We start from the raw sequence: 22,639 nt of genomic DNA on the forward strand, positions 1-22,639 counted from the left end.
TTGCTTCGCTGCGCTCGCAATGACGGAGCAAGGTGCACAGTCGGTGCTGTCCAACTTTCAATTCAACTTGCAGACGCGCGCTCGCATTCCCGCGGCGCGTTTCGCCCGAGCTCTGCGGGTCGTTTTGAGCTGCTGCCGGTTTGATGGACACCGAGATTGGGTGTTTCATGAAGCCGGAGGTGGTCATGCAGAGACGGAAGTTCAGTCGAGAGTTCAAGGTCGAGGCGGTCAAGCTTGTCAGGGAACGAGGGGTGTCGGTGGCGCAAGCCGGCCGCGACCTGGGGGTTCATGAGAACGTGCTGCGCAAATGGGTGAAGGAGTTCGGCTCCGATCCCGTTCAGGCCTTCCCCGGCCACGGGCAAATGAAGCCTGAGCAATTGGAGATCGAGCGGCTGCGGCGCGAGGTCACCAAGCTGAAGGCGGAGCGGGACATCCTAAAAAAGGCCGCTGCCTACTTCGCGAAGGAAGCGACATGAAGTTCGGCTTCATCGCGAAGCACCGGACCATCTGGCCGGTGGCATGGCTATGCGAAGCAATGGGCGTATCGCGGTCGGGCTTCCATGCCTGGCTGAACCGATCGCCCAGCGCCAGATCCCGAAGCGACGAGACGGTAGGCCAGAGGGTCAAGGCGAGCTTCGTTGCCAGCGACCGGACCTATGGCGCACGGCGCGTCTGGAGAGACCTTCTGGCAGACGGCGTCGACTGCGGCCTGCATCGAATCGAGCGGCTGATGCGCCTGCAGGCCTTGCGGGCGAGACCAAGGCGCCGGCGCCTGCCGAAGGACGAAGGCGACCGGCAGATAGCGAACGTGCCGGCGAACCTTCTGGATCGTCAGTTTGTGGCTGAGCGGCCGAACCAGAAGTGGATCGCCGACTTCACCTACATCTGGACCGCCGAGGGCTGGCTCTACGTGTCGGCCGTGATCGACCTGTTCTCGCGCCGTGTGGTCGGCTGGTCGATGAGCTCTAGTATGACAGCGCAATTGGTTGCCGATGCCCTGTTGATGGCAGTCTGGCGCCGCGGCAACCCGGATGCTTTGATGCATCATTCCGATCGCGGCAGCCAATACGTCAGCGAACAGTTCCAGCGCCTGATGGCCGACAGCGGGATCGTTTGCAGCATGAGCCGATCCGGCAATGTGTGGGACAACGCGGCGATGGAGAGCTTCTTCTCGTCGTTGAAGACCGAGCGCACCGAGCGCAAGACCTATCGCACCAGGAACGAGGCAAGAGCAGATGTGTTCGACTACATCGAGCGGTTCTATAACGCCGTCCGGCGTCATTCGACCATCGGCTATCTCAGCCCCGTTGAGTTCGAGCGTAAGGTGGGATTAGCTTAACCTGGTGTCCATCAAACCGGCAGCAGCTCATTTCGCGCTCTTTGAAGACCAAAGGGCGCAGGGAAGGCCGGGCGCCGGCGGCACCCGCAGGTCCGTGGGCGATAAGAGCGCACACGGGGTGGACCACAGGTGTGCCGGTCGCCCGGCCTTCCCTGCGCGGATGGTTTTAACGGTGTCCTTCGTGCTCTCCTCGGGGAGCGTTGCACTATTGCCCCCGTCGCCTTGCGGATGGCTGATGCACGTGCCCGGTCGGGCCGCCGCATCACCGCAAGCCTTGACGCCAGAACCCCGGGCGTCAGGACCACACGACTTCTCCGTCCGCGGACGGTCCCGCCGAAATCCCGATGGCTTGCGTGTGCTCGCCCTCAGGTCCCGATGAGACCGCTGTGACCACGCCGTGTCGTATGCGCATCGCGCCGGGACTCACGGTTGCCCGCCCTGTCCCCCCGCAATCGCGCCGGCGCTACCGCGTCCACCGCACCCCAACCCGCATCTCGTGACGATCGCGAAGCGCCCCTCTGGTAGGGCCGGGATGGCGCCTCTGTGCCACAAATCCGAAATTCGGGAAAGTGGAATATTTTTGACGCGAGGGCTTGACCGAGTGTTTTGCCCGACGAGGCTGGGCAAGAACTCGGCATTTTGGGGAGTTGATGTACGATTCCGTTCATGACGAATCGCACATTCAAGACCGGCGAGAGCCGAGAGCAACCCAGTCTGCTTCCTGCGCGAGTTGAGGACTATGTCGGGGCGGACAACCCGGTCCGGGCGATCGAGAGCTTCGTTGGCGTCCTCGACCTTGCCAAGCTCGGCTTTCGCCATGCTGATCGCAAGGCCGAAGGGGTCGGCCAGCCGCCTTACGATCCGGCCGATCTGCTGAAGCTGTACCTTTACGGCTACATCAACCAAATCAGGTCGTCGCGTCGGTTGGAGCGGGAAGCTGGCCGCAATCTGGAACTGATCTGGCTGCTGAAGGGATTGAAGCCAGGCTATCGGACGATCGCCAACTTCCGCAAGGAGAACTGGGCGGCTCTGAAGGCGGCCAACCGCAGCTTCGTGCTGCTGATGCGCGAGCTTGGTCTTGTCGGCGGCAGCGTTGCTGCGATTGACGGCTCGTTTTTCCATGGCGACGCCAGCAAGGCTAGTATCTTTACGCGCAAGAGGCTTGCCGATCAGATCGCAAAACTTGACCAGGAGATCGAGGCTTACGGCAAGTCCCTCGAGGACAATGATGCCGCGGAAGCCAAGAAGCCCGGCAAGGATGGGCCCGATGGTGGCAGCGCAGGTGGAGGTGACCTTGGCGCGAAGGTCGCGGCGCTGATGGCCAAGCGCTCGCGCGCACAAGCCGATCTTGCTCGGTTGGAAGAGAACGGCGAGACGCAATTGTCCCTGACCGATCCGGATGCCCGGCTTCTGGTCAAGAGCGGCCAAGGGGTCGCAGGCTATAACGTGCAGACCGCCGTCGACGACAAGCACAAGCTCATTGTCGCCAGCGAGGTGGTGAACGACAGCAGCGACGTCGGCCAGCTACATGCGATGGCCATGGCCGCAAAAGAAGCCCTTGAGGTCAAGGCCCTGCAGGTGCTGGCAGATGAGGGCTATTACAGCAGTCGCGAACTGAAGGCCTGTGAGGATGATGGCATCATGGCCTATGTGCCGGTGCCGGAGGGCAACTCCCGGCTTGAGAAGCAAGGCCGCTTTGTCCTCAAGGACTTCAACTATGATGGCGTATCCGACACCTACCGTTGTCCCGCCGGCCAACTGCTACATCCGATGAAGAGCAGGCAGAAGAACACCAGTGGCCGCATCGAGATCCGCTACGCGGCGCGTGGGGCGATCTGCAGGACCTGTCCCCTCAAGGTCCGTTGCCTCGGCTCGAACGCGGCCTACCGGGCGATCGGTCGCTGGGAGCATGAAGACGTTCTTGAGCGTCATCGCGCACGGATGCAGGGCGCAGGCGAGCTGATGCGCCGTCGTTCTGGCATCGTCGAGCATCCCTTCGGCACGCTCAAATGCCGTGCCGGCTATCGTCATTTCCTGGTCCGCGGCTTCAACAAGGTTGGCGGCGAGTGGAGCTTGATGGCACTCTGCTACAATTTCACCCGCGTGCTCAACATCCTCAGCTTCGACGCGTTCTTGGCCGCGCTCGCAAAGACGCTCGCTCCTCGCCGATGCCCCTTCGCAGCCCTCCTGCAGGGCATGAAGGTCGCTCTAGCGACGTTCTGGCGAATATTTCGGCCTCCGCTCGCAACTCCCCGGTGCGCTACCGCCTAGGACGGCCAACGACCAATTCTTGCCCAGCCTCGACGGGTCACCGCTGCCACCAACGCGGCTATGCCGCGGGTGCATGTTAGATTTTCTTCAATCCTTTTAATTGTGCCGGATCATCCCCAGGGGCTACCATCGTTCGTACTTGAAATTGGCATTGCTTCCCGATGACCCGCATGATCGCTGCCGCCGCTCTTCTCCTGTTCGCGTCCTGCGCATTCGCCCAAAGCGCGCCGCCGCGGGAGGGCCCGATCAGCTGCGCTGCGCCGGTTGCCCCTGACGATACCGAGCGGAGCCTGAAGCAGCGCTACGGCAAGGACGCCGTGGTGCAGGATCTGCCTGGCGCCGAAGGCGAACGATACAAGGGCGTCGTGCTGTTCCCGAAGGCGAGGGACCGTCGCATCGAGATCGCCTTCACCGACGACAAGGCCGGACGCGCCTCCGGCCTGACCTTGCGCGACGCGGGAAAGGTGAACGTCTGGAATGTCGCCGGCGTCACGATCGGATCCAGCCTTGCCGACGTGCAGAAGGCCAACGGCAAGCCGTTCCTCGTCAGCGGCTTCGAATGGGACTATGGCGGCTTCGTCACCGATTGGAAGGGCGGCGCGCTCAGCCGGCCGCTGCAAGGCGGTTGCACGGTCACGATCCGCTTCGGCGGCAAGACAGGCGCGCCGAGGTCGCTCTCCGGCGACGGCGTGAAGGCGGCGTCGGATGGCGCGGCGCTGGTGAAATGGGCGCCAGTAGTGACGGAGATCGGTGTGAATTTTCCGGACAGGTGACGATCGGTGCGATTGCGTATGCCGGATCAGCCGGAGGCATGATCCGCCATACTTGGAGTGGCGCCATGCACTCGAGCATTCCATTCTGGACGCGATAAACCAATCAGTAGGAATTGCTCCGCCCTGATTTTTCCGGCCCTGATTTGTTCTTTGAGAACGAAGTGGAGTCGGATGCGGAACGAAAGCGGATGTCCCGGGGGCGGCTCACGCCGTGCGCTCTGTCCGCCGCGCGCGATAGGCCTGTGGTGACATCAGGGCCAATTTCCGGAAGGCCTTGCGAAAGCTGCTCTCGTCCTCATAGCCGGCCGTCCGTGCGATCGCCTTGATCGGCTGCGTCGTCGTCTCCAGCAGCGTGCGCGCATGCTCGACGCGGCGGCGCATGATGAAGGCCTGCGGCGGCTCGTGCGTGAGATCCTGAAACTTCCGGTTCAGCGTGCGCTCGCTGAGGCCGAGCGCGCCGGCGAGCCGCTTGACCGTCATGGGAGCCTTGCCGGGGCGGCGAACCAAGAGGTCGGCCCTGGTCAGCAGCGGGTCCTGCGAGAGCAGATAGCCGACCGGCATGAATATCGATTGGGTGCGCTGCGCGGTGTCGATGACGACGTAGTCCGCGCATAATTTTGCGATCTGCTTGCCTTCGACCATCTCGATCAATCTGAGCAGCAGGTCGACCCACGACATCGGGCCGGCTGCGCAGACGATGCGGTCCGCAGCCGTGATGACGGCGTCGGCGGCGAGGTCGATCGTGGGATGACGCTGCCGCAGCTCGCCTTGCAGCCACCAGGTGATGGTGGCGCGGCGGTTGTCGAGCAGGCCGGCTCCGGCCAACAGGAACACCCCGCTGCAGAACGCACCGATCAGCCGGCCGTTCGCGTGTTGCTGCCGGAGCCAGGCGCCGGCCCGGGCATATTGCGGTTGCAGGCGCTCGGCCGTGACGTGATCGACGAGGTTACCGGGGACGAGGATCGCGTCGAAGCGCGCACGTGCTCCGACCGCGCCGTCGGCCGCGACTATCTGCCCGCCGCCGGCGCGCACGGGCTTGCCGTCGAGCGAGAGTGTCTGCCAGCTGAAGCGGGGCTTTGCACCGCTCTGCTGCATGACGTGATTGGCGAGCGAGAGGATGTCGGCGACGCCGGCAATCGCAGAGTGCATGCAGCCTTCCACGGCCAGAATTGCAAGCTTCATGGGGAGCTCCAGGCGGGACGCGGCGACCCTATCCGATCGGTGCGCGGACCGCGTGGCGGAAATTGCCCGATCTCTGTCTTATCCGCCACTGCCTCGCCGGTCACGTTCGGGTCAATTTGCCCCCGTCGTCACACGACATGATTGGAGAGAGACATGCCTTACGTCACCATTTCCACCGTCCGCGGCATCCTGGATGCCGCGCAGAAGAAGGCGCTGCTCGATCGCGTCACTGATCTCCTGGTCGAGATCGAAGGACAGGGCAATGCGGACTTCCGCCGTAACGTCTGGGTCAGGATCGAGGAGCAGGATCCCTCGCACTGGTCGCTCGGCGGCATGCAGCCGACAGCTGAGATCATCGCCGGCACGTTCGGTACGATCGGGGCGGACGGGCTGCGGATCGCGCGGCAGAAGGCTTAGGTTCGCCTCGAGCCGAAAAACGAAAAGGCGCCTCCTTTCGGAAGCGCCTTTTGCTTGTCGCAGACGGTTCAGGCCGCTTAGCCCGAATAATACATCTCGAACTCGACCGGGTGCGGGGTCATTTCGAAGCGGGCGACTTCGGTCATCTTCAGCTCGATATAGGCGTCGATGAAGTCGTCGTCGAACACGCCGCCGGCCTTGAGGAAGCCGCGGTCCTTGTCGAGGTTTTCCAGCGCCTCGCGCAAGCTGCCGCACACCGTCGGAATCTGCTTCAGCTCTTCCTTCGGCAGATCGTAGAGGTCCTTGTCCATCGCCGGACCCGGATCGATCTTGTTCTTGATGCCGTCGAGGCCGGCCATCAGCATCGCGGCGAAGCCGAGATACGGGTTGGCCATCGGATCGGGGAAACGCACCTCGACGCGCTTGGCCTTCGGCGAAGCGGTGTAGGGGATGCGGCAGGAGGCCGAGCGGTTGCGCGCGGAATAGGCGAGCAGCACGGGGGCTTCATAGCCCGGGACCAGACGCTTGTAGGAGTTGGTCGACGGGTTGGTGAAGGCGTTGATCGCCTTGGCATGCTTGATGATGCCGCCGATGTAGTGCAGGCAGGTCTCCGAGAGATCGGCGTATTTGTTGCCGGCGAACACCGGCTTGCCGTCCTTCCAGATCGACTGGTGCACGTGCATGCCCGAGCCGTTGTCGCCGAAGATCGGCTTCGGCATGAAGGTAGCGGTCTTGCCGTAGATGTGCGCGACCTGGTGGATGCAGTATTTGTAGATCTGCATGTGGTCGGCCATCAGCGTCAGCGTGTCGAACTTCATGCCGAGCTCGTGCTGGGCGGAAGCCACTTCGTGATGGTGCTTCTCGACCTTGACGCCCATCTTGGCCATGGCGCCGAGCATTTCCGAGCGCATGTCCTGCACCGAGTCCTGCGGCGGCACGGGGAAATAGCCGCCCTTGGTGCGGATGCGGTGGCCGAGATTGCCGCCTTCATATTCGGTGTCGGAATTGGTCGGCAGCTCCGAGGAGTCGAGCCGGAAACCGGTCTTGTAGGGCTCTGCCGAAAAGCGCACGTCGTCGAACACGAAGAATTCGGCTTCGGGACCGACGAACACGGTGTCACCCACGCCCATCGACTTCACCATGGCTTCCGCCTTCTTGGCGATGCCGCGGGGGTCGCGGTTGTAGGGCTCGCCGGTGGTCGGCTCGAGCACGTCGCAGGTGATGACCATGGTGGTCTCGGCGAAGAACGGGTCGATCGTCGCAGTGACCGGGTCGGGCATCAGGCACATGTCGGACTCGTTGATCGCCTTCCAGCCGGCGATCGAGGAGCCGTCGAACATCGTTCCTTCGGCGAAGATGTCGTCATCGATCATGCTGACGTCGAACGTCACATGCTGCCACTTGCCGCGCGGATCGGTGAAGCGCAGGTCGACGTACTTGACGTCGTTGTCCTTGATCGATTTCAGGACGTCTTTGGCGGTCTTCATGCATACCCCTTTTGGCTCTGCGGGTCGGTTTCCAGATGAGCAAAATTATTCTCGCTCAGGCGAGTTTTGCGCGACCGCACAAACGAAATCAGGCCGCCGAAGCAGCCTTATTTCCGGTCGGAGTGTCGCAAAATTCGGGATAGCACCCGGCTCAGATAGCGTCCAGCCCGGATTCGCCGGTTCGGATGCGGATCGCCTCTTCGATGTTGGAGACGAAAATCTTACCGTCGCCGATGCGGCCGGTTTGCGCGGCGCGGCGGATCGCATCGATGGCGCGCTCGACCAGATCGTCGCCGATCACGATCTCGATCTTCACCTTGGGCAGGAAGTCGACGATGTATTCTGCGCCGCGGTAGAGCTCGGCATGGCCTTTCTGCCGGCCAAAGCCCTTGGCTTCGGTGACGGTGATGCCCTGAAGGCCGACTTCCTGAAGCGCTTCCTTCACCTCGTCGAGCTTGAATGGCTTGATGATGGCTTCGATTTTCTTCACTGCGCGCCTCCCGGCCTTTCGAACAAATAGCAACGTCTTCGTCAGGATGCGCTTTCTTAACGCACGATCTTGTCTTCGCTATGCCTGAAACCCCTGACCAGTCCGGCAACAACGGCCGGCCACACTCTGATAAATGCCAGTGAGCACGACGAACCGAAGCGGCTTCCTCGAAAGCAGGGTCTATGCCAAGTTGCAAATGCCCTGATTGTTGGAGCGTTATCAGCCTTTTAACGTGCATCCCTGTGCAGTGGCGCCGACCTGCACAAGATACCGAAGGCTACGAAATAGGCAAACGGTTCAATATGTGTGCAGATCGATGTTCCCAGGGGTGGGGCGGCACCTGACGTGCCTGTTGAAAAGGCGTTTGGACCAGGGAAGTGGCATGGAAGTTCTGACCACCGCTGAAATGCAGCGCGCCGACCAGCTCACCATCGCGGCCGGCACGCCCGGTTTCAAGCTGATGCTGAGCGCGGGGCAGGCGGTCGCCGATGCCGCCCAAGCGCTGGTGGAGGAGGGGCCGATCCTGATCGTGGCCGGCCCCGGCAACAATGGCGGTGACGGTTTTGTCGCAGCCGCCGAGCTCGCCGCGCAGGGGCGCGAGGTTTCGGTCATCCTGATGTGCGAGCGCGACCAGCTCCAGGGCGACGCGGCCTCGGCCGCGCGCGGCTGGAAGCACCCGGTGCTCCCGTTCAATCCTCAGGCGGTCGGGCGGCCCGCGCTGATCATCGACGCATTGTTCGGCGCAGGCCTCAGCCGTCCCGTCGACGGCGAGGCGCGTGCGATGATCGAGGCGATCAATGCCAACGGCGCCCCGGTGCTCGCGGTCGACCTGCCGAGCGGCATCAACGGCACCAGCGCAGCCGTGATGGGCGTGGCGGTGAACGCCGCCGAGACCGTCACCTTCTTCCGCAAGAAGCCGGCGCATCTGTTGCTGCCGGGCCGGATGCATTGCGGCCACGTGCGTGTCGCCGACATCGGCATCGACGCGCAGGTGCTCGACGAGATCGCGCCGCGGACCTTCGAGAATGATCCTGATGTCTGGGGCGCCGCCTTTCCGGTGCCGCGCATCGACGGCCATAAATACGCGCGGGGGCATGTGTTGACGGTCTCCGGCGATGCGGCGGCGACCGGCGCTGCGCGGCTGGCCGCGCGCGGGGCGCTGCGCGCCGGGGCAGGGCTGGTGACGCTGGCGAGCCCGCGCGACGCGCTCGCGATCAACGCGGCCGCGCTCACGGCCGTCATGGTTCGCCCCGTCGACACCGCCATCGAGTTCGGCGAGCTGCTCGGCGACAAGCGCTACAACACCTGCATCATCGGCCCCGGCGCCGGCATCGGTGAACGCACCTGCGATCTCGTTCACACCGCGCTCACGGCGCAGCGTCATCTGGTGCTCGATGCCGATGCGCTGACGAGCTTTGCCGCAAACCCTGCGCGGCTGTTCGAATCGATCAGGTCGTCGCGCGACAATGCGGTGGTGCTGACGCCGCACGAGGGCGAGTTTCCGCGCCTGTTCTCCGATCTCAGCAACAAATTTCCGGGCCGTTCCAAGCTGGAGCGCGTGCGCGATGCCGCCGAACGCTCCGGCGCGGTGGTGCTGCTGAAGGGCCCGGACACCAGCATCGCGGCCCCCGACGGCCGCGCCGTCATCGCCGCCAACGCGCCGCCCTGGCTCGCCACCGCCGGCGCCGGCGACGTGCTCGCCGGCATCATCGCCGGGCTGCTGGCGCAGGGCGTGCCGGCGTTCGAGGCCGCGAGCATCGGCGTCTGGATGCATGGCGAGGCGGGACGCGAAGCCGGGCCAGGCCTGATCGCGGAGGACCTCACCGAGACCCTGCCGGCCGTGCACCGGCGGATCTATGATGCGCTGGGCATTGACTATTGAGTCCGCCTCACTCCACCCCGTACCACCGCACCAGGCGCGGCGCGGCCCAGTCGGTCGCGACGGATTCGATCAGCCATTGTCCAGGTGCGGTCGCCGCGAAGGCGATGCGCTGGGTCTGGCCGGGCTCGATGGCAAGCGTGTCGAGCCAGTAGGGCTTCCAGCCGTCGTCGAGCTTGTCGAGCAGGCGGAAGGGATGGCCGTGCAAGTGGAAGACTGTCGCGATGGGGGCAGGGTTCTTGAGGGCCAGCACCACGGTGCGGCCGGTCCTGGCGCGGAAGATGGGGGCGGAGGCCGTCGAGAAGTTTGCCGGTCGCGCCCAGTCGATGTCTGCGGCGCCGAGCGCGACATCGAACCGCAGGGCGCCTTTCAGATCGAGCTTCTCGGGCAGGTCGTTCGGAGGGAGGGGCTGCGCTGGCATCAGCGGCACCCGGCGCTCCAACTGGCCGGATATCTTCAGGCGGCCGACCTGGCGGGCCTCCTTGCCGTCATGCAGCAGCAACGCGGCCGATGTGGCCGCATCCACGAAAGCGTCGGCGCGAGCGCCGGGGGCCAGCACCACGGCACCGTTGCGCGCAGAAAAGGGCTCGGCCGGTTGCCCGTCCAGGGCCATCACTCGGACGTCATGACCTTCTAGTTTGATTGCCAGAACAGTACGTTGCGAGCCGTTGATCAAGCGCAGCCGCAGCCGCTGATTGCCCATCGCTGAGAGTTCGAATGAAGTTTGCCCGTTGATCGTGTAGAGGGGCCTCGCGTCCTTCGGGGCCTGGCCGGGCGGGACCGCGGTGCCATCCTGGCGCAGGCGCCATTCCTCGATCAGCAGGACGACGTCGCTATCGACGGTGACCGGGCTGGATTCGGCGACGATGACCGGAAGCGGACGGACAGGCTGCTTCTGATCGTCCTCGAAGAGGCGAAAGTCAGCCAGCAAGGTCCCCGCGTTCAGCATTGAAATAATTGATGTTTCGACCGCATTTGGCGGGGCAGGCGCGCGCCCTCGCAACGGGTCGGTCGGGGCCCCGCTGTTCAGGCCGTACCAGACTGGTGCAAGCGGCACAGGCAGGTCGTTCCGAAACACCAGCTCGCAACGGTCGCCCCGCTTGAGACGGACGTCCCTGAGATGACTGGCCGCGGCCAGCTCCCAGATCGGTGTCGGTGGCCGATCCGGCTTGAGAGCCAGGCTTGCGGCCCGTGCCTGGAGGGCGATCTGGGCGGTCACGGCCGGGGTCGCTCCCCCCGCCATCAGCCCGGCCGTGGACGCGCCGAGCGCCGCGCCAAGGCCGGCCAAAAGCTCGCGTCTGTTCGGCTCGAATATCCCAGGTGTCATGGGCCGATCCCGACCACGCCGCGCTGGATAAGTCCAGCCGTCGTGCCTACGTAAAGCCTGCCTCCATCGGGCCATTTTTTTGCTGCGAACAGTCAGGCGCATGCTATAAGCCCGGCCGCCCGCGGCATCGCGGCCGGTCTTGATGCAAATTCACGCGGGCGTGGCGGAACTGGTAGACGCGCTGGATTTAGGTTCCAGTGACGAAAGTTGTGGGGGTTCGAGTCCCTCCGCCCGCACCAAGCGCTTATCGCGTTTGCACGGATTACGAGACCTGCTCTTGCGCGGATGTTCGTCCGCCGGGAGCCGGTTCGATGAAGCACCGGCGTTGAGGCGTTCGCCTCGCGCCGGATCGATTAATGACAGCGTCCCGACGCATGCGCGCCGGGACCGAACGGGAAGAAGATTGGACGCCATGCAGGTCACAGAAACCCTCTCGGAAGGTTTGAAGCACGAGTTCAAGATCAGCGTTCCCGCGTCTGATCTTGACGCCAAGGCCGGCGCCAAGCTCGTCGACCTCAAGGACAAGGTCCGCATCAACGGCTTCCGCCCCGGCAAGGTCCCGGTCACTCACCTGAAGAAGGTCTACGGCCGCTCGGTGATGGCGGAGACCATCGACCAGACCATCCGCGACACCAACACGCAGCTGTTCTCCGAGCGTGGCTTCCGCCTTGCGACCGAGCCGAAGATCACCATGCCGAGCGAGCAGGCCGAGGTCGAGGAGCTCTTGAGCGGCAAGACCGATCTGACCTACACGGTCGCGATCGAGGTGGTGCCGGCGATCGCACTCGCCGACTTCAAGGCCTTCCAGGTCGAGAAGCCCGTGGCCGAGGTCACCGATTCCGACGTCGACGAGGCGATCAAGCGGATCGCCGATACCAACCGCGGCTATGCCGCGAAGGCCGAGGGCGCGAAGGCCGAGTCGGGTGACCGCGTCACCATCAACTTCAAGGGCAGCATCAACGGCGAAGTCTTCGAGGGCGGCACCGGCGAAGGCATCCAGGTCGTGATCGGCTCGAACACCTTCATCCCCGGCTTCGAGGAACAGCTCACTGGCATCGGCGCGGGCGAGACCCGCACGCTGAAAGTGTCGTTCCCCAAGAACTACATGAACGACAAGCTCGCCGGCCAGCCGGCCGAGTTCGAGACCACCGCGACCTCGATCGAATCGCCGCAGGACGTCGCGATCGACGACGAGTTCGCCAAGACGCTCGGCCTCGAATCGCTCGACAAGCTGAAGGAAGCCGCGCGCGAGCGCCTGGTGGCGGAGTTCGCCGGCGCGACGCGCCAGCGCGTCAAGCGCGCGCTGCTCGACCGCCTCGACGAAGCCCATCGCTTCGAGGCGCCGCCCTCGCTGGTCGACGAGGAGTTCAATCTGATGTGGAACTCGGTCAAGGCCGAGATGGACTCCGCCGGCAAGACCTTCGCCGACGAGGACACCACCGAAGACGCCGCCAAGGAAGAGTACCGCAAGATCGCCGACCGCCGCGTGCGGCTCGGTCTCGTGCTCTCCGAGATCGGCGAGAAGAACAAGATCACCGTGACCGACGACGAAGTCGGCCGCGCCGTGATCGAGCGCGCTCGCTCGATGCCCGGCCGCGAGAAGGAAGTCTGGGACTATTACCGCAGCAATGCCCAGGCTCTGGCCCAGCTTCGTGCACCGATCTATGAGGACAAGGTCGTCGACTTCATCCTCGAACTCGCCAACGTGACCGAGAAGAAGGTCTCGCGCGAGGATCTCTACAAGGATGACGAGGCGGAAAAGACCGCGGCCTGAAGGGGTTGAGGCAGGCCTCTATTAAGGATGATCAGCGAAGAGGCCCAGCTAGCCAGATGGCCGGCTGGGCCTCTTCGTGCGAATCAGCTTCAACTGCCTCGAAGGATTAAGCCTTAATTCGCTCCGCACTTGTCAGAAGCGAATTGGGCTATATCTGTCGATACGCCTTTCACGTCTATCAAGTTCCTGCATCACAGGACGTTCATCAGCTTTCCGGCAAATCCAGCCAAACTGGCAGTCATGCCTGGCGATGTCCGTCTCCGAAAACCCTAGGTGACTCATGCGCGATCCGGTTGAAACCTACATGAACCTCGTGCCCATGGTGGTCGAGCAGACCAACCGTGGCGAGCGCGCCTACGACATCTTCTCGCGCCTGCTGAAGGAGCGCATCATCTTCCTGACCGGCCCGGTCGAGGACGGCATGTCGACGCTGGTCGTCGCCCAGCTCCTGTTCCTTGAGGCGGAAAATCCGAAGAAGGAAATCTCGATGTACATCAACTCGCCGGGCGGCGTGGTGACGTCGGGCCTTGCGATCTACGACACCATGCAATTCATCCGCCCGCCGGTATCGACGTTGTGCACGGGGCAGGCCGCCTCGATGGGCTCGCTGCTGCTCTGCGCCGGCGAGAAGGACATGCGCTTCTCGCTGCCGAACGCGCGCATCATGGTGCACCAGCCCTCCGGCGGCTTCCAGGGCCAGGCGACCGACATCATGCTGCACGCCCAGGAAATCCTGAACCTGAAGAAGCGGCTCAACGAGATCTACGTGAAGCACACCGGGCAGACCTACAAGGCGATCGAGGATGCGCTGGAACGCGACAAGTTCCTCACCGCGGCCGACGCCAAGGAGTTCGGCCTGGTCGACAAGGTCATCGACAAGCGCGCCGAGGAGCCGGCGGCGAAAGCCCCGTAGCACTACTGGAGTGTGACGGCGATCCCTCGGTATCCCCTGGGATTGCTTGTTACCATCAGGTAGCCTTCACGCTATGGACCGTGGGCGCGTCGCAAAACACCGTTTTGCGCCCTGCGACAGGCAGAAAGTTCCGCTTTCGTGCTTGTTTTTCGTGGCTATCCAGCAACGCCGGGGTGATTTCGATCACTTCGCCCGTGCCAAGACCGGAAATCACGGTATTGTCACGGGTAGCCGGCGGCGCCCGATTAGCGAATTCTTGATAGTCGGGTGACAGCATGGTTGGCTACGAACGATCGGCTATGATCGCGGAGAATCGAGTGACCGTGATTCGCACGGGATGTAATGCGTAGGGTCTTTTTTGGTACGGAATTTGCTCTACTTAAGCTTCATGCCGACCATCGTGTCGGAATGGAGCGATCGAGCGGAACGGAATCGAACCGCGGACGGAGACAGGAATGAGTAAGGTCGGCACGAGCGACTCCAAGAACACGCTATATTGCTCGTTCTGCGGCAAGAGCCAGCACGAAGTCCGCAAACTGATCGCGGGTCCCACGGTCTTCATCTGCGACGAGTGCGTCGAGCTCTGCATGGACATCATCCGCGAGGAGAACAAATCCTCGCTGGTCAAGTCGCGCGACGGCATTCCGACGCCGAAGGAAATCTGCAAGGTCCTGGACGACTACGTGATCGGCCAGAGCCACGCGAAGAAGGTCCTGTCGGTCGCGGTGCACAACCACTACAAGCGCCTCAACCACCAGACCAAGCACAACGACGTCGAGCTCGCGAAGTCGAACATCCTGCTGATCGGTCCGACCGGTTCGGGCAAGACGCTGCTCGCGCAGACGCTCGCCCGCATCCTGGACGTGCCGTTCACGATGGCGGACGCGACGACGCTGACCGAGGCCGGCTATGTCGGTGAGGACGTCGAGAACATCATCCTGAAGCTGCTCCAGTCCGCCGACTACAATGTCGAGCGCGCCCAGCGCGGCATCGTCTACATCGACGAAATCGACAAGATCAGCCGCAAGTCCGACAACCCCTCGATCACACGCGACGTGTCGGGTGAAGGCGTGCAGCAGGCGCTGCTGAAGATCATGGAAGGCACGGTGGCTTCGGTCCCGCCGCAGGGCGGCCGCAAGCATCCGCAGCAGGAATTCCTGCAGGTGGACACCACCAACATCCTCTTCATCTGCGGCGGCGCGTTCGCCGGCCTCGACAAGATCATCTCGGCGCGCGGACGGTCGACCTCGATCGGTTTCGCGGCCCAGGTGATGGCGCCGGAAGACCGCCGCACCGGCGAGATCTTCCGTCACGTCGAGCCTGAGGACCTCCTGAAGTACGGCCTCATCCCCGAGTTCGTCGGCCGTCTGCCGGTCGTGGCGACCCTCGAGGACCTCGATGAGGTCTCGCTGAAGAAGATCCTGACCGAGCCGAAGAACGCGCTGGTGAAACAGTACCAGCGGCTGTTCGAGATGGAGAACATCGAGCTGACCTTCGCCGACGAGGCGCTTGGCGCGGTCGCCCGCAAGGCGATCGAGCGCAAGACCGGTGCGCGCGGGTTGCGTTCGATCCTCGAGGCGATCCTGCTCGAGACCATGTTCGACCTGCCGGGCCTGGAAGGTGTGGAAGAGGTCGTGATTTCGCGCGAAGTCGTGGAAGGAACGGCGCGTCCGCTCTACATCTACGCCGATCGGTCCGATCGCGCCGTCGAGAACGCCAGCGCCTGATCTTTCGGCGCTGGAACGCTCTTAACTGTACCCTCGAGGTGGAGCTGCGGAAGTTTATCTCCGCAGCCGGTGTTGCGTCGCTTACCGCGTTGCGTAAGCGCCTGATGGCGCGCGTCTTTCAATGACTTGACACCCCCCGGGTCGATAGCCACCTAATGTCGGCGGCGAGCAATAATTCTCTTCCAGATTCGCCTCAGTTCCGATCCGGCGAGCCGGTCCAACGCGCAAACGGACCGATCGGTTTTGCGGATCACCTCGGCACCTTGTGGCGGTTGCGCATGAGCATGGCGGGCTGCGTGCAAGGGGGCAAAGCAAAAGGAAAAGGCCATGACTAATCCAAAACCCCGGCCGACCATCGTTCATGGCGAAACGCACGCCTATCCCGTGCTGCCGCTGCGCGACATCGTCGTCTTCCCGCACATGATCGTTCCGCTCTTCGTCGGTCGCGAGAAGTCGATCCGCGCGCTCGAAGAGGTGATGAAGAACGACGCGCTGATCATGCTCGCGACGCAGAAGAACGCGTCCGACGACGATCCGGCGCCCGACTCGATTTACGAGACCGGTACGCTTGCCAGCGTGCTGCAGCTCTTGAAGCTTCCCGACGGCACCGTGAAGGTGCTGGTCGAAGGGCTCGAGCGTGCGCGCGTGCAGAAATACACCGATCGCGCCGACTATTACGAAGCGACCGCCATTGCGCTTGCCGACACCGATGCGAAGTCGGTCGAGGCGGAAGCGCTGTCGCGCTCGGTCGTGTCCGACTTCGAGAGCTATGTGAAGCTCAACAAGAAAATCTCGGCCGAGGTCGTCGGCGTCGTGCAGGCGATCACCGATTTCGCCAAGCTCGCCGACACCGTTGCCTCGCATCTCGCCGTCAAGATCGCGGATCGCCAGGGTATCCTGGAGACGCTGTCCGTCACCACGCGCCTCGAGAAGGTGCTGGGCCTGATGGAGAGCGAGATCTCGGTGCTGCAGGTCGAGAAGCGGATTCGTTCTCGGGTCAAACGACAAATGGAGAAGACCCAGCGCGAGTATTATCTCAACGAGCAGATGAAGGCGATCCAGAAGGAACTCGGCGACGACGAAGGTCGGGACGAGCTCGCCGACCTCGAAGAGAAGATCTCCAAGACCAAGCTCTCCAAGGAAGCGCGCGACAAGGCGCAGCATGAATTGAAGAAGCTGCGCCAGATGTCGCCGATGTCCGCGGAAGCGACCGTCGTGCGCAACTATCTGGATTGGCTGCTGTCGATCCCGTGGAACAAGAAGTCCAAGGTGAAGAAGGATCTGGAGGCCGCGCAAGCCGTGCTGGATTCCGATCACTACGGGCTGGAGAAGGTCAAGGAGCGGATCGTCGAGTATCTCGCGGTGCAGTCGCGCGCCAACAAGCTGACCGGACCGATCCTGTGCCTTGTCGGACCTCCGGGCGTCGGCAAGACCTCGCTCGGCAAGTCGATCGCGAAGGCGACGGGGCGCGAGTTCGTGCGCGTCTCGCTCGGCGGTGTGCGCGACGAGGCCGAGATCCGCGGTCACCGCCGCACCTATATCGGCTCGATGCCCGGCAAGATCATCCAGTCGATGCGGAAGGCTAAGTCGTCAAATCCGCTGTTCCTGCTGGACGAGATCGACAAGATGGGCGCCGATTTCCGCGGCGATCCGTCGTCGGCCTTGCTCGAGGTTCTCGACCCCGAGCAGAACGCGACCTTCAACGATCACTATCTCGAGGTCGACTACGATCTCTCCAACGTGATGTTCATCACGACCGCGAATACGCTCAATATTCCGGGCCCGCTGATGGACCGCATGGAGATCATCCGGATCGCGGGCTACACCGAGAACGAGAAGGTCGAGATCGCGCGCAAGCATCTGATCCCGAACGCGGTGTCCAAGCACGGCCTGGACTCCAAGGAGTTCTCGATCGACGACGACGCGTTGCTGCTTCTGATCCGCCGCTACACCCGCGAAGCGGGCGTGCGTAACCTGGAGCGTGAGCTCTCCACACTCGCCCGCAAGGCGGTGAAGGAGCTGATGATCTCCAAGAAGAAGTCGGTCAAGGTCACCGAGAAGACTCTCGAGGAGCTTCTGGGCGTGCCGAAGTACCGCTACGGCGAGATCGAGAGCGAACCGCAGGTCGGCATCGTCACCGGCCTTGCCTGGACCGATGTCGGCGGCGAGCTGCTGACGATCGAAGGCGTCATGATGCCCGGCAAGGGCAAGATGACGGTCACGGGCAATCTGCGTGACGTCATGAAGGAGTCGATCTCCGCGGCGGCGTCCTACGTCCGCTCGCGCGCGATCAACTATGGCATCGAGCCGCCGCTGTTCGACCGGCGCGACATCCACGTGCACGTGCCGGAAGGCGCGACGCCGAAGGACGGTCCGTCGGCGGGCGTCGCCATGGCCACCGCGATCATCTCGGTCATGACCGGCATTCCGGTCCGGCACGATGTCGCGATGACCGGCGAGATCACGCTGCGCGGCCGCGTGCTGCCGATCGGCGGTCTGAAGGAGAAGCTGCTGGCTGCGGCCCGCGGCGGCATCAAGACGGTGCTGATCCCCGAGGACAACGCCAAGGATCTCACGGAGATTTCCGATGCGATCAAGGGCGGCATGGAGATCATCCCGGTCTCGCGCCTCGACGACGTCGTCGCCAAGGCGCTGGTCAAGAAGCCTGTGCCGATCGTCTGGGAAGAGGACACCAAGGTGACGGTGAAGCCGGACGGCGACGAAGCCGCCGGCGGCTTGACCGCTCACTAAGCCAGAGAGAAAGATGATAAAACGGCGCCTTCGGGCGCCGTTTTTGTTTTGGGGGGTAGGGGTCGAGGTGATGCAGATCGACGGGCAATGCCATTGCGGGAGGATCACCTATGAGGCCGAGGTCGATCCGGAGGATGTCTCGGTCTGTCACTGCACCGATTGCCAGGCGCTGACCGGCTCGCCGTTCCGGGTGACGGCGATCTGCAGCAAGGCCGATCTCCACCTGACCGGCGGCACGCCCAAGGTCTACGGCAAGCGCGGCGACAACGGCCGGATGCGCTTCCAGCATTTTTGCGCCGATTGCGGTTCCCCGCTGTTCACCAGCGGGGAGGCCGACCAGGCCGACGATTGGGGCATCCGCTGGGGCTCGATCCGCCAGCGCGACAAACTGCGCCCCGTCAGGCAGATCTGGTGCCAGTCAGCGGCGGTCTGGATCGACGCGGTGCCGTTGCTGCCGGGCAGGCCGCAGGATTGAGGTCGGGCTTGCCGACCAAGGGCGGGTAGGGATAAAGAGGCGGCGAGGGGCGGTTAGCTCAGCTGGTTAGAGCATCTCGTTTACACCGAGAGGGTCCGCGGTTCGAATCCGTGACCGCCCACCAGCCTTTGCTCGCTTCGCGAGCTATGGCTCGGCAAGCCCGCGCAGCCCAACATTTGCTTCAGAGCCGCGGGTTCGGAGAAGCGCGCGCGCAAGCCGCTTTGGCTCCCGAAAAGGTGCGCTGGACATCCGGACGTGGTATCGCCGCGGTGTGGTTGCAGAGCCGCGACGAGCGGCATCGCGAATGGGAATGACCGGGGACATCATGCAACAGCCGAGCGGACACGAACAGAACGCCGACCAGATCGCCTATTGGAACGGCCCGAGCGGCCAGCGCTGGGCCGATCGCCATGCGGCGCAGGAGAGCCTGCTTGGACCGATTGCCGAGGCGCTGATCGACCGCGCCAGGCCGATGCCCGGTGAGCGCGTCCTCGATGTCGGCTGCGGCTCCGGCGCGACGACGTTCGCGTTCGCCAAGGCGGTGGCGCCCGACGGGTTCGCGCTCGGCCTCGACGTCTCCGAACCGATGCTGTCGCAGGCGCGCGCGTTTGCGCCAAAAGGCCTGCCGCTCGATTTCGTGCTGGCGGATGCGACGGTGCATCCGTTCGAGCCGGCGAGCTTTGATCTGCTCGCCTCGCGCTTCGGCGTGATGTTCTTTGCCGATCCCATTGCGTCCTTCACAAATCTTCGCCGCGCGCTGAAGCCGACCGGGCGGCTCGCCTTCGCCTGCTGGCGCGAGCCCACGGAAAACCCGTGGATGATGGCGCCGCTGATGGCGGTCTACAAGCACGTGCCGAAGATGCCGCCGGTCGGGCCGGAGGAGCCGGGCCCGTTCGCCTTCGCCTCGGAAGAACGTGTGATGCGCATCCTGAAGGGGGCCGGCTTCGTCGACATGGCGATGGAGCCGCATGACCTTCCGATGGACGTCGCGATCGGTGGCGGCCTCGATGCCGCAGTGGATGGCGCCTTGCAGATCGGCCCCGCCAGCCGTGCGCTGCAGGGACACCCGCCGGAGACGTATGCGGCCGCAAAAGCCTCGATCCGCGAGATGCTCGCGCCGTTCCAGAAGGGGCAGAGCGTCGCGTTGCAAGGCGCGATCTGGATCGTGACCGCGAAGGCGACCTAGTCGCCCGAACTTCCGGTTGCGAGCATTGAGATGAATCCAGCTCTGATCCAGCGCACTGGTCTTTGGTCGGCCTTGCCCCGGTGGGCAGGCTCCATCGCGTGGTTCTGGGTCTGGGTCTGTGCGATCGGCCTGGCCTTGATGGTTCACCTTGCTTTCCTGGTGGCCTGGCCGGATCACTTCATCCATGAGGACAGTGCGGCCTATATCATCCAGACCGAATCCATCCTGAGAGGACAATATCTCGAGGATGTGATGAAGCGGCCGTATGGCGTGGCCGCCTTCCTCGCGCTGTTGTCGAAACTGTTCGGCCCGCACATCCTTGTGTTCGTCATCGCGCAGCACCTGATGAGCGTCGGAACTGCGCTTTTCGTTGCGGGGATCGTGCGTTTTGCCGGCGCGCCGCGCTTCTTCGCGCTGCTCGCCTTTTGTCTTGCGGCGCTGCATGGCCGCATCGTCCATTACGACAATACGATCGGTGCGGAGACGATCTCCAACTTCCTGGTCAGTCTTGCGGCCTTCATCGCCGCGGGCGCCGCATTGAGAAAATGGCCGGCGTTGCCGTCCGCGGCGGCCGTGGGCTTGACGCTCGGCGCCGTGATGACCTGCCGGTCGGCAGCGGTAGGACAGGCCGCCGTCATTCTGTTGTGGCTGGTGGTGGTGCTGGACGCAGGGCTCCTGCGCCGGCTCGGCGTGCTTGCCCTGGCAGGCCTTCTCGCGTCAGTCGTCTATCTGACGCCGGCGGCGATCAATCTGGCGATCGGCAAGCGCCCCGTCGGCAACGAGACCCTGGCCGTGATGGCCTTCGTGGTGGGCTATTCCGGCGATTTCGAGCACGGCGTTCATCTCGACCGGAAGGCGCAGGCGCGGGGGTACGTCGAGCAGATGCGTGCCGAGGACACGCCTCGGGGATGGCCCGACATCGAGGTCTATCAGTGGCCGTTCGGGGCGATGCACCGGCTGGCGAAGGCCGGCGACAGCGATACGGATCTCGAGAGGGTGGTGCGTGACATCTTCGTGGAAACGCTGACGACGCCGTCGACGCTCTATCGACACCTCACGAAACACTTTCTCCGGGAGATGTTCTTCCTGCTCTTCGACGCAAATTCGGTCGCGCGGCGGACGCCCAGTCCGCAGGGCTATGAGTTCTTCACGGAACGCGACAGGTTCCCGTTCTTTGGCAGCCCGACCGGGTTGAAGCCCGGACAGCTGATTCAGGACGACTACAAACCCTGGTGGCCATTGTCGCGGCTACTGCCGACCGCGGATCAGCTTCAGCTCAACTTGAACCGCCTCTTTGCGCGTGGCTACGCGCCGAGCTCGGACCTCGTCGCGCTGTGCTGCGGGGTGAAAGTCTCGACCGAATACGACGATCGCCCGGGAGTAATGCTGTGGCTGTCCTCGGCGACACTCGTCCTCGCCCTCGTGCTTCTGATCGGCGTCCCCGCGAGCCATGCGGGTTGGGTGCGGCGGTCTTCCGGCCGCCTCGTCGCCGGCGGCACACTGATGATCCTGCTGGCGATGGTCAGCGCCGCGTTTCCGACCTTTCTCATCTATGGGCTCAATCGCTACGCGTATTACGTCATTCCCTTCCTCGCCGGCTCGAGCGCGATCCTGGGAAGCGTAGTGTTCGATTGGCTCAGGGCCAGAGCAGGCCGCGCCGATCGCGGCGAAGCCTAAGCGCGGTCACACCGCATCATCCGGCGCCAGCGCGCAGCCATTGTCCGGGTGGGTCTCGACCTGAAGCGTGGTATGGCCGATGCGATGGGTCGTCTTTAGCAGTTGCGCCGTTTCCATCAGGAAGCCATCGCCGGTGCCGGCGGGCATGACCAGGTGGCAGGTCAGCGCCGTCTCGGTGGTCGAGATCGGCCAGACGTGAAGATCGTGGATCGCCGACACGCCGGGACGCGCGAGCAGGAGGGCTCTGATCGCGGCGAGGTCGGTGCCCTTGGGGGCGGCCGCCATCGCCATGTCGATGGAGCCGCGCAATAGGCTGGTCGTGCTCCAGAGGATGGTGGCGCAGATGACGAGGCTGGTGACGGGATCGAGCCAGAGCCAGCCGGTCCAGATGATCAATGCCGCGGAGACCACGACGCCGAGCGAGACCGCGGCGTCGGCGGCCATGTGCAGATACGCGCCCTCGATGTTGATGTCGTCCTTGCGCCCGCTCGCGAACAGCATGGCGGTAAAGCCGTTGATGAGGATACCGATGCCGGCGACCACCATGACGGTGACGCCAGCGACCGGCTCCGGCTCGCGCAGCCGCAGGATCGCCTCCAAGCCGATCGCGCCGGTCGCGACCAGCAGGAACACGGCATTGGCGAGCGCGGCCAGAATGGTGGAGGCGCGAAAACCGTAGGTGAAGCGGCCGCTCGGCGCCCGCCGCGCCGCGATCGAGGCGCCCCAGGCCATGACCAGGCCGAGCACGTCGGACAAATTATGGCCGGCGTCCGCGAGAAGCGCAGTGGAGTTGCCGAGATAGCCGTAGATCGCTTCGGCCACGACCAGCGCGGTGTTGAGCGCAATGCCGATCGCGAACGCCTTGCCGAAATTCGCGGGCGCATGGACATGGCCGTGACTGTGGTCGTGACCATGACCGTGGTCGCCATGATCGTGGTGGTGATGACCGTGATGGTCGTGGCTGCCCACTT

At 63.9% G+C, this 22,639-nt stretch carries 18 protein-coding genes and 2 tRNA genes; 14 read left to right on the plus strand and 6 right to left on the minus strand.

Annotated features, from left to right (window positions below):
• The first annotated feature begins 185 nt into the window (after positions 1-185).
• The 3 genes from IVB24_RS19805 (at position 186) to IVB24_RS19815 (ending at position 4,383) form a co-directional block, all read left to right on the plus strand.
• Positions 186-1,339, plus strand: a protein-coding gene (locus tag IVB24_RS19805; RefSeq protein WP_247768201.1) for an IS3 family transposase whose coding sequence is annotated in 2 segments (ribosomal slippage) — positions 186-435 and positions 435-1,339 — 1,155 coding nt in all. Because the reading frame shifts where the segments join, the coding sequence is not laid out codon by codon here.
• A gap of 666 nt (positions 1,340-2,005) precedes the next feature.
• Positions 2,006-3,610, plus strand: a complete 1,605-nt coding sequence (locus IVB24_RS19810; protein WP_247768203.1) for an IS1182 family transposase — start codon at positions 2,006-2,008, stop codon at positions 3,608-3,610.
• Positions 3,611-3,771: 161 nt separating this feature from the next.
• A complete protein-coding gene (locus tag IVB24_RS19815; protein WP_247768205.1) occupies positions 3,772-4,383 on the plus strand; it encodes a hypothetical protein in 612 nt (203 codons plus the stop codon).
• A 204-nt stretch (positions 4,384-4,587) separates the two neighbouring features.
• Here the strand turns inward: IVB24_RS19815 and IVB24_RS19820 are convergent, their stop codons facing one another.
• Positions 4,588-5,565 carry a helix-turn-helix domain-containing protein gene (locus IVB24_RS19820; RefSeq protein ID WP_247768207.1) on the minus strand — a complete coding sequence of 326 codons (978 nt, stop codon included), beginning with the start codon at positions 5,563-5,565 and terminating at the stop codon, positions 4,588-4,590.
• 153 nt (positions 5,566-5,718) lie between these two features.
• On the opposite strand from IVB24_RS19820, the gene IVB24_RS19825 reads away from it, so the two are divergent.
• A complete protein-coding gene (locus tag IVB24_RS19825; RefSeq protein WP_094891782.1) occupies positions 5,719-5,982 on the plus strand; it encodes a 4-oxalocrotonate tautomerase family protein in 264 nt (87 codons plus the stop codon).
• 77 nt (positions 5,983-6,059) lie between these two features.
• On the opposite strand, the gene glnA is transcribed toward IVB24_RS19825, so the two are convergent.
• Positions 6,060-7,469 (minus strand): type I glutamate--ammonia ligase, encoded by a 1,410-nt coding sequence (gene glnA, locus IVB24_RS19830; RefSeq protein ID WP_094891781.1) that lies wholly within the window; start codon positions 7,467-7,469, stop codon positions 6,060-6,062.
• Positions 7,470-7,620: 151 nt separating this feature from the next.
• Entirely contained in the window at positions 7,621-7,959 is a 339-nt protein-coding gene (locus IVB24_RS19835) for a P-II family nitrogen regulator (RefSeq protein ID WP_007603495.1), read from the minus strand.
• Between the two features lie 382 nt (positions 7,960-8,341).
• Here IVB24_RS19835 and IVB24_RS19840 point away from each other — a divergent pair, with 382 nt between their 5' ends.
• On the plus strand, positions 8,342-9,841 hold the full coding sequence (locus tag IVB24_RS19840) for an NAD(P)H-hydrate dehydratase (protein ID WP_247768209.1): 1,500 nt from the start codon (positions 8,342-8,344) through the stop codon (positions 9,839-9,841).
• A gap of 7 nt (positions 9,842-9,848) precedes the next feature.
• On the opposite strand, the gene IVB24_RS19845 is transcribed toward IVB24_RS19840, so the two are convergent.
• Positions 9,849-11,165 (minus strand): multicopper oxidase domain-containing protein, encoded by a 1,317-nt coding sequence (locus tag IVB24_RS19845; RefSeq protein ID WP_247768211.1) that lies wholly within the window; start codon positions 11,163-11,165, stop codon positions 9,849-9,851.
• Between the two features lie 154 nt (positions 11,166-11,319).
• On the opposite strand from IVB24_RS19845, the gene IVB24_RS19850 reads away from it, so the two are divergent.
• The 3 genes from IVB24_RS19850 to IVB24_RS19860 all read left to right on the plus strand — a co-directional run bounded on the left by IVB24_RS19850 (position 11,320) and on the right by IVB24_RS19860 (position 13,852).
• Positions 11,320-11,404 (plus strand) — tRNA-Leu (locus tag IVB24_RS19850).
• A 173-nt stretch (positions 11,405-11,577) separates the two neighbouring features.
• Complete coding sequence (gene tig, locus IVB24_RS19855) at positions 11,578-12,939, plus strand: trigger factor (RefSeq protein WP_094977646.1); 1,362 nt, start codon at positions 11,578-11,580, stop codon at positions 12,937-12,939.
• 280 nt (positions 12,940-13,219) lie between these two features.
• Positions 13,220-13,852: an ATP-dependent Clp protease proteolytic subunit gene (locus IVB24_RS19860; RefSeq protein ID WP_094891777.1), complete on the plus strand. Its 633-nt coding sequence runs from the start codon at positions 13,220-13,222 to the stop codon at positions 13,850-13,852.
• A gap of 55 nt (positions 13,853-13,907) precedes the next feature.
• Here IVB24_RS19860 and IVB24_RS19865 read toward each other — a convergent pair whose 3' ends face one another.
• Positions 13,908-14,129, minus strand: a complete 222-nt coding sequence (locus IVB24_RS19865) for a hypothetical protein (RefSeq protein ID WP_247768213.1) — start codon at positions 14,127-14,129, stop codon at positions 13,908-13,910.
• 178 nt (positions 14,130-14,307) lie between these two features.
• Here IVB24_RS19865 and clpX point away from each other — a divergent pair, with 178 nt between their 5' ends.
• The 6 genes from clpX (at position 14,308) to IVB24_RS19895 (ending at position 21,668) form a co-directional block, all read left to right on the plus strand.
• Positions 14,308-15,579 carry an ATP-dependent Clp protease ATP-binding subunit ClpX gene (clpX, locus tag IVB24_RS19870; RefSeq protein ID WP_094977648.1) on the plus strand — a complete coding sequence of 424 codons (1,272 nt, stop codon included), beginning with the start codon at positions 14,308-14,310 and terminating at the stop codon, positions 15,577-15,579.
• Positions 15,580-15,906: 327 nt separating this feature from the next.
• The gene (gene lon, locus IVB24_RS19875) at positions 15,907-18,330 is read left to right on the plus strand and encodes an endopeptidase La (protein ID WP_094977649.1); all 2,424 of its coding nucleotides are present in this window, start codon (positions 15,907-15,909) and stop codon (positions 18,328-18,330) included.
• 70 nt (positions 18,331-18,400) lie between these two features.
• Positions 18,401-18,805, plus strand: coding sequence for a GFA family protein (locus tag IVB24_RS19880; RefSeq protein ID WP_247774132.1), 405 nt, complete (start codon positions 18,401-18,403; stop codon positions 18,803-18,805).
• A 47-nt stretch (positions 18,806-18,852) separates the two neighbouring features.
• Positions 18,853-18,929, plus strand: a tRNA-Val gene (locus IVB24_RS19885).
• 201 nt (positions 18,930-19,130) lie between these two features.
• Entirely contained in the window at positions 19,131-19,991 is an 861-nt protein-coding gene (locus IVB24_RS19890) for a methyltransferase domain-containing protein (RefSeq protein WP_247774133.1), read from the plus strand.
• A gap of 30 nt (positions 19,992-20,021) precedes the next feature.
• Entirely contained in the window at positions 20,022-21,668 is a 1,647-nt protein-coding gene (locus tag IVB24_RS19895) for a hypothetical protein (RefSeq protein ID WP_247768215.1), read from the plus strand.
• A gap of 6 nt (positions 21,669-21,674) precedes the next feature.
• Here IVB24_RS19895 and IVB24_RS19900 read toward each other — a convergent pair whose 3' ends face one another.
• On the minus strand, positions 21,675-22,637 hold the full coding sequence (locus tag IVB24_RS19900) for a cation diffusion facilitator family transporter (RefSeq protein WP_162308583.1): 963 nt from the start codon (positions 22,635-22,637) through the stop codon (positions 21,675-21,677).
• Positions 22,638-22,639 lie beyond the last annotated feature (2 nt).

Origin of the sequence: Bradyrhizobium sp. 192, assembly GCF_023100965.1 — a bacterium.
Taxonomy (GTDB): Bacteria; Pseudomonadota; Alphaproteobacteria; order Rhizobiales; family Xanthobacteraceae; genus Bradyrhizobium; species Bradyrhizobium symbiodeficiens.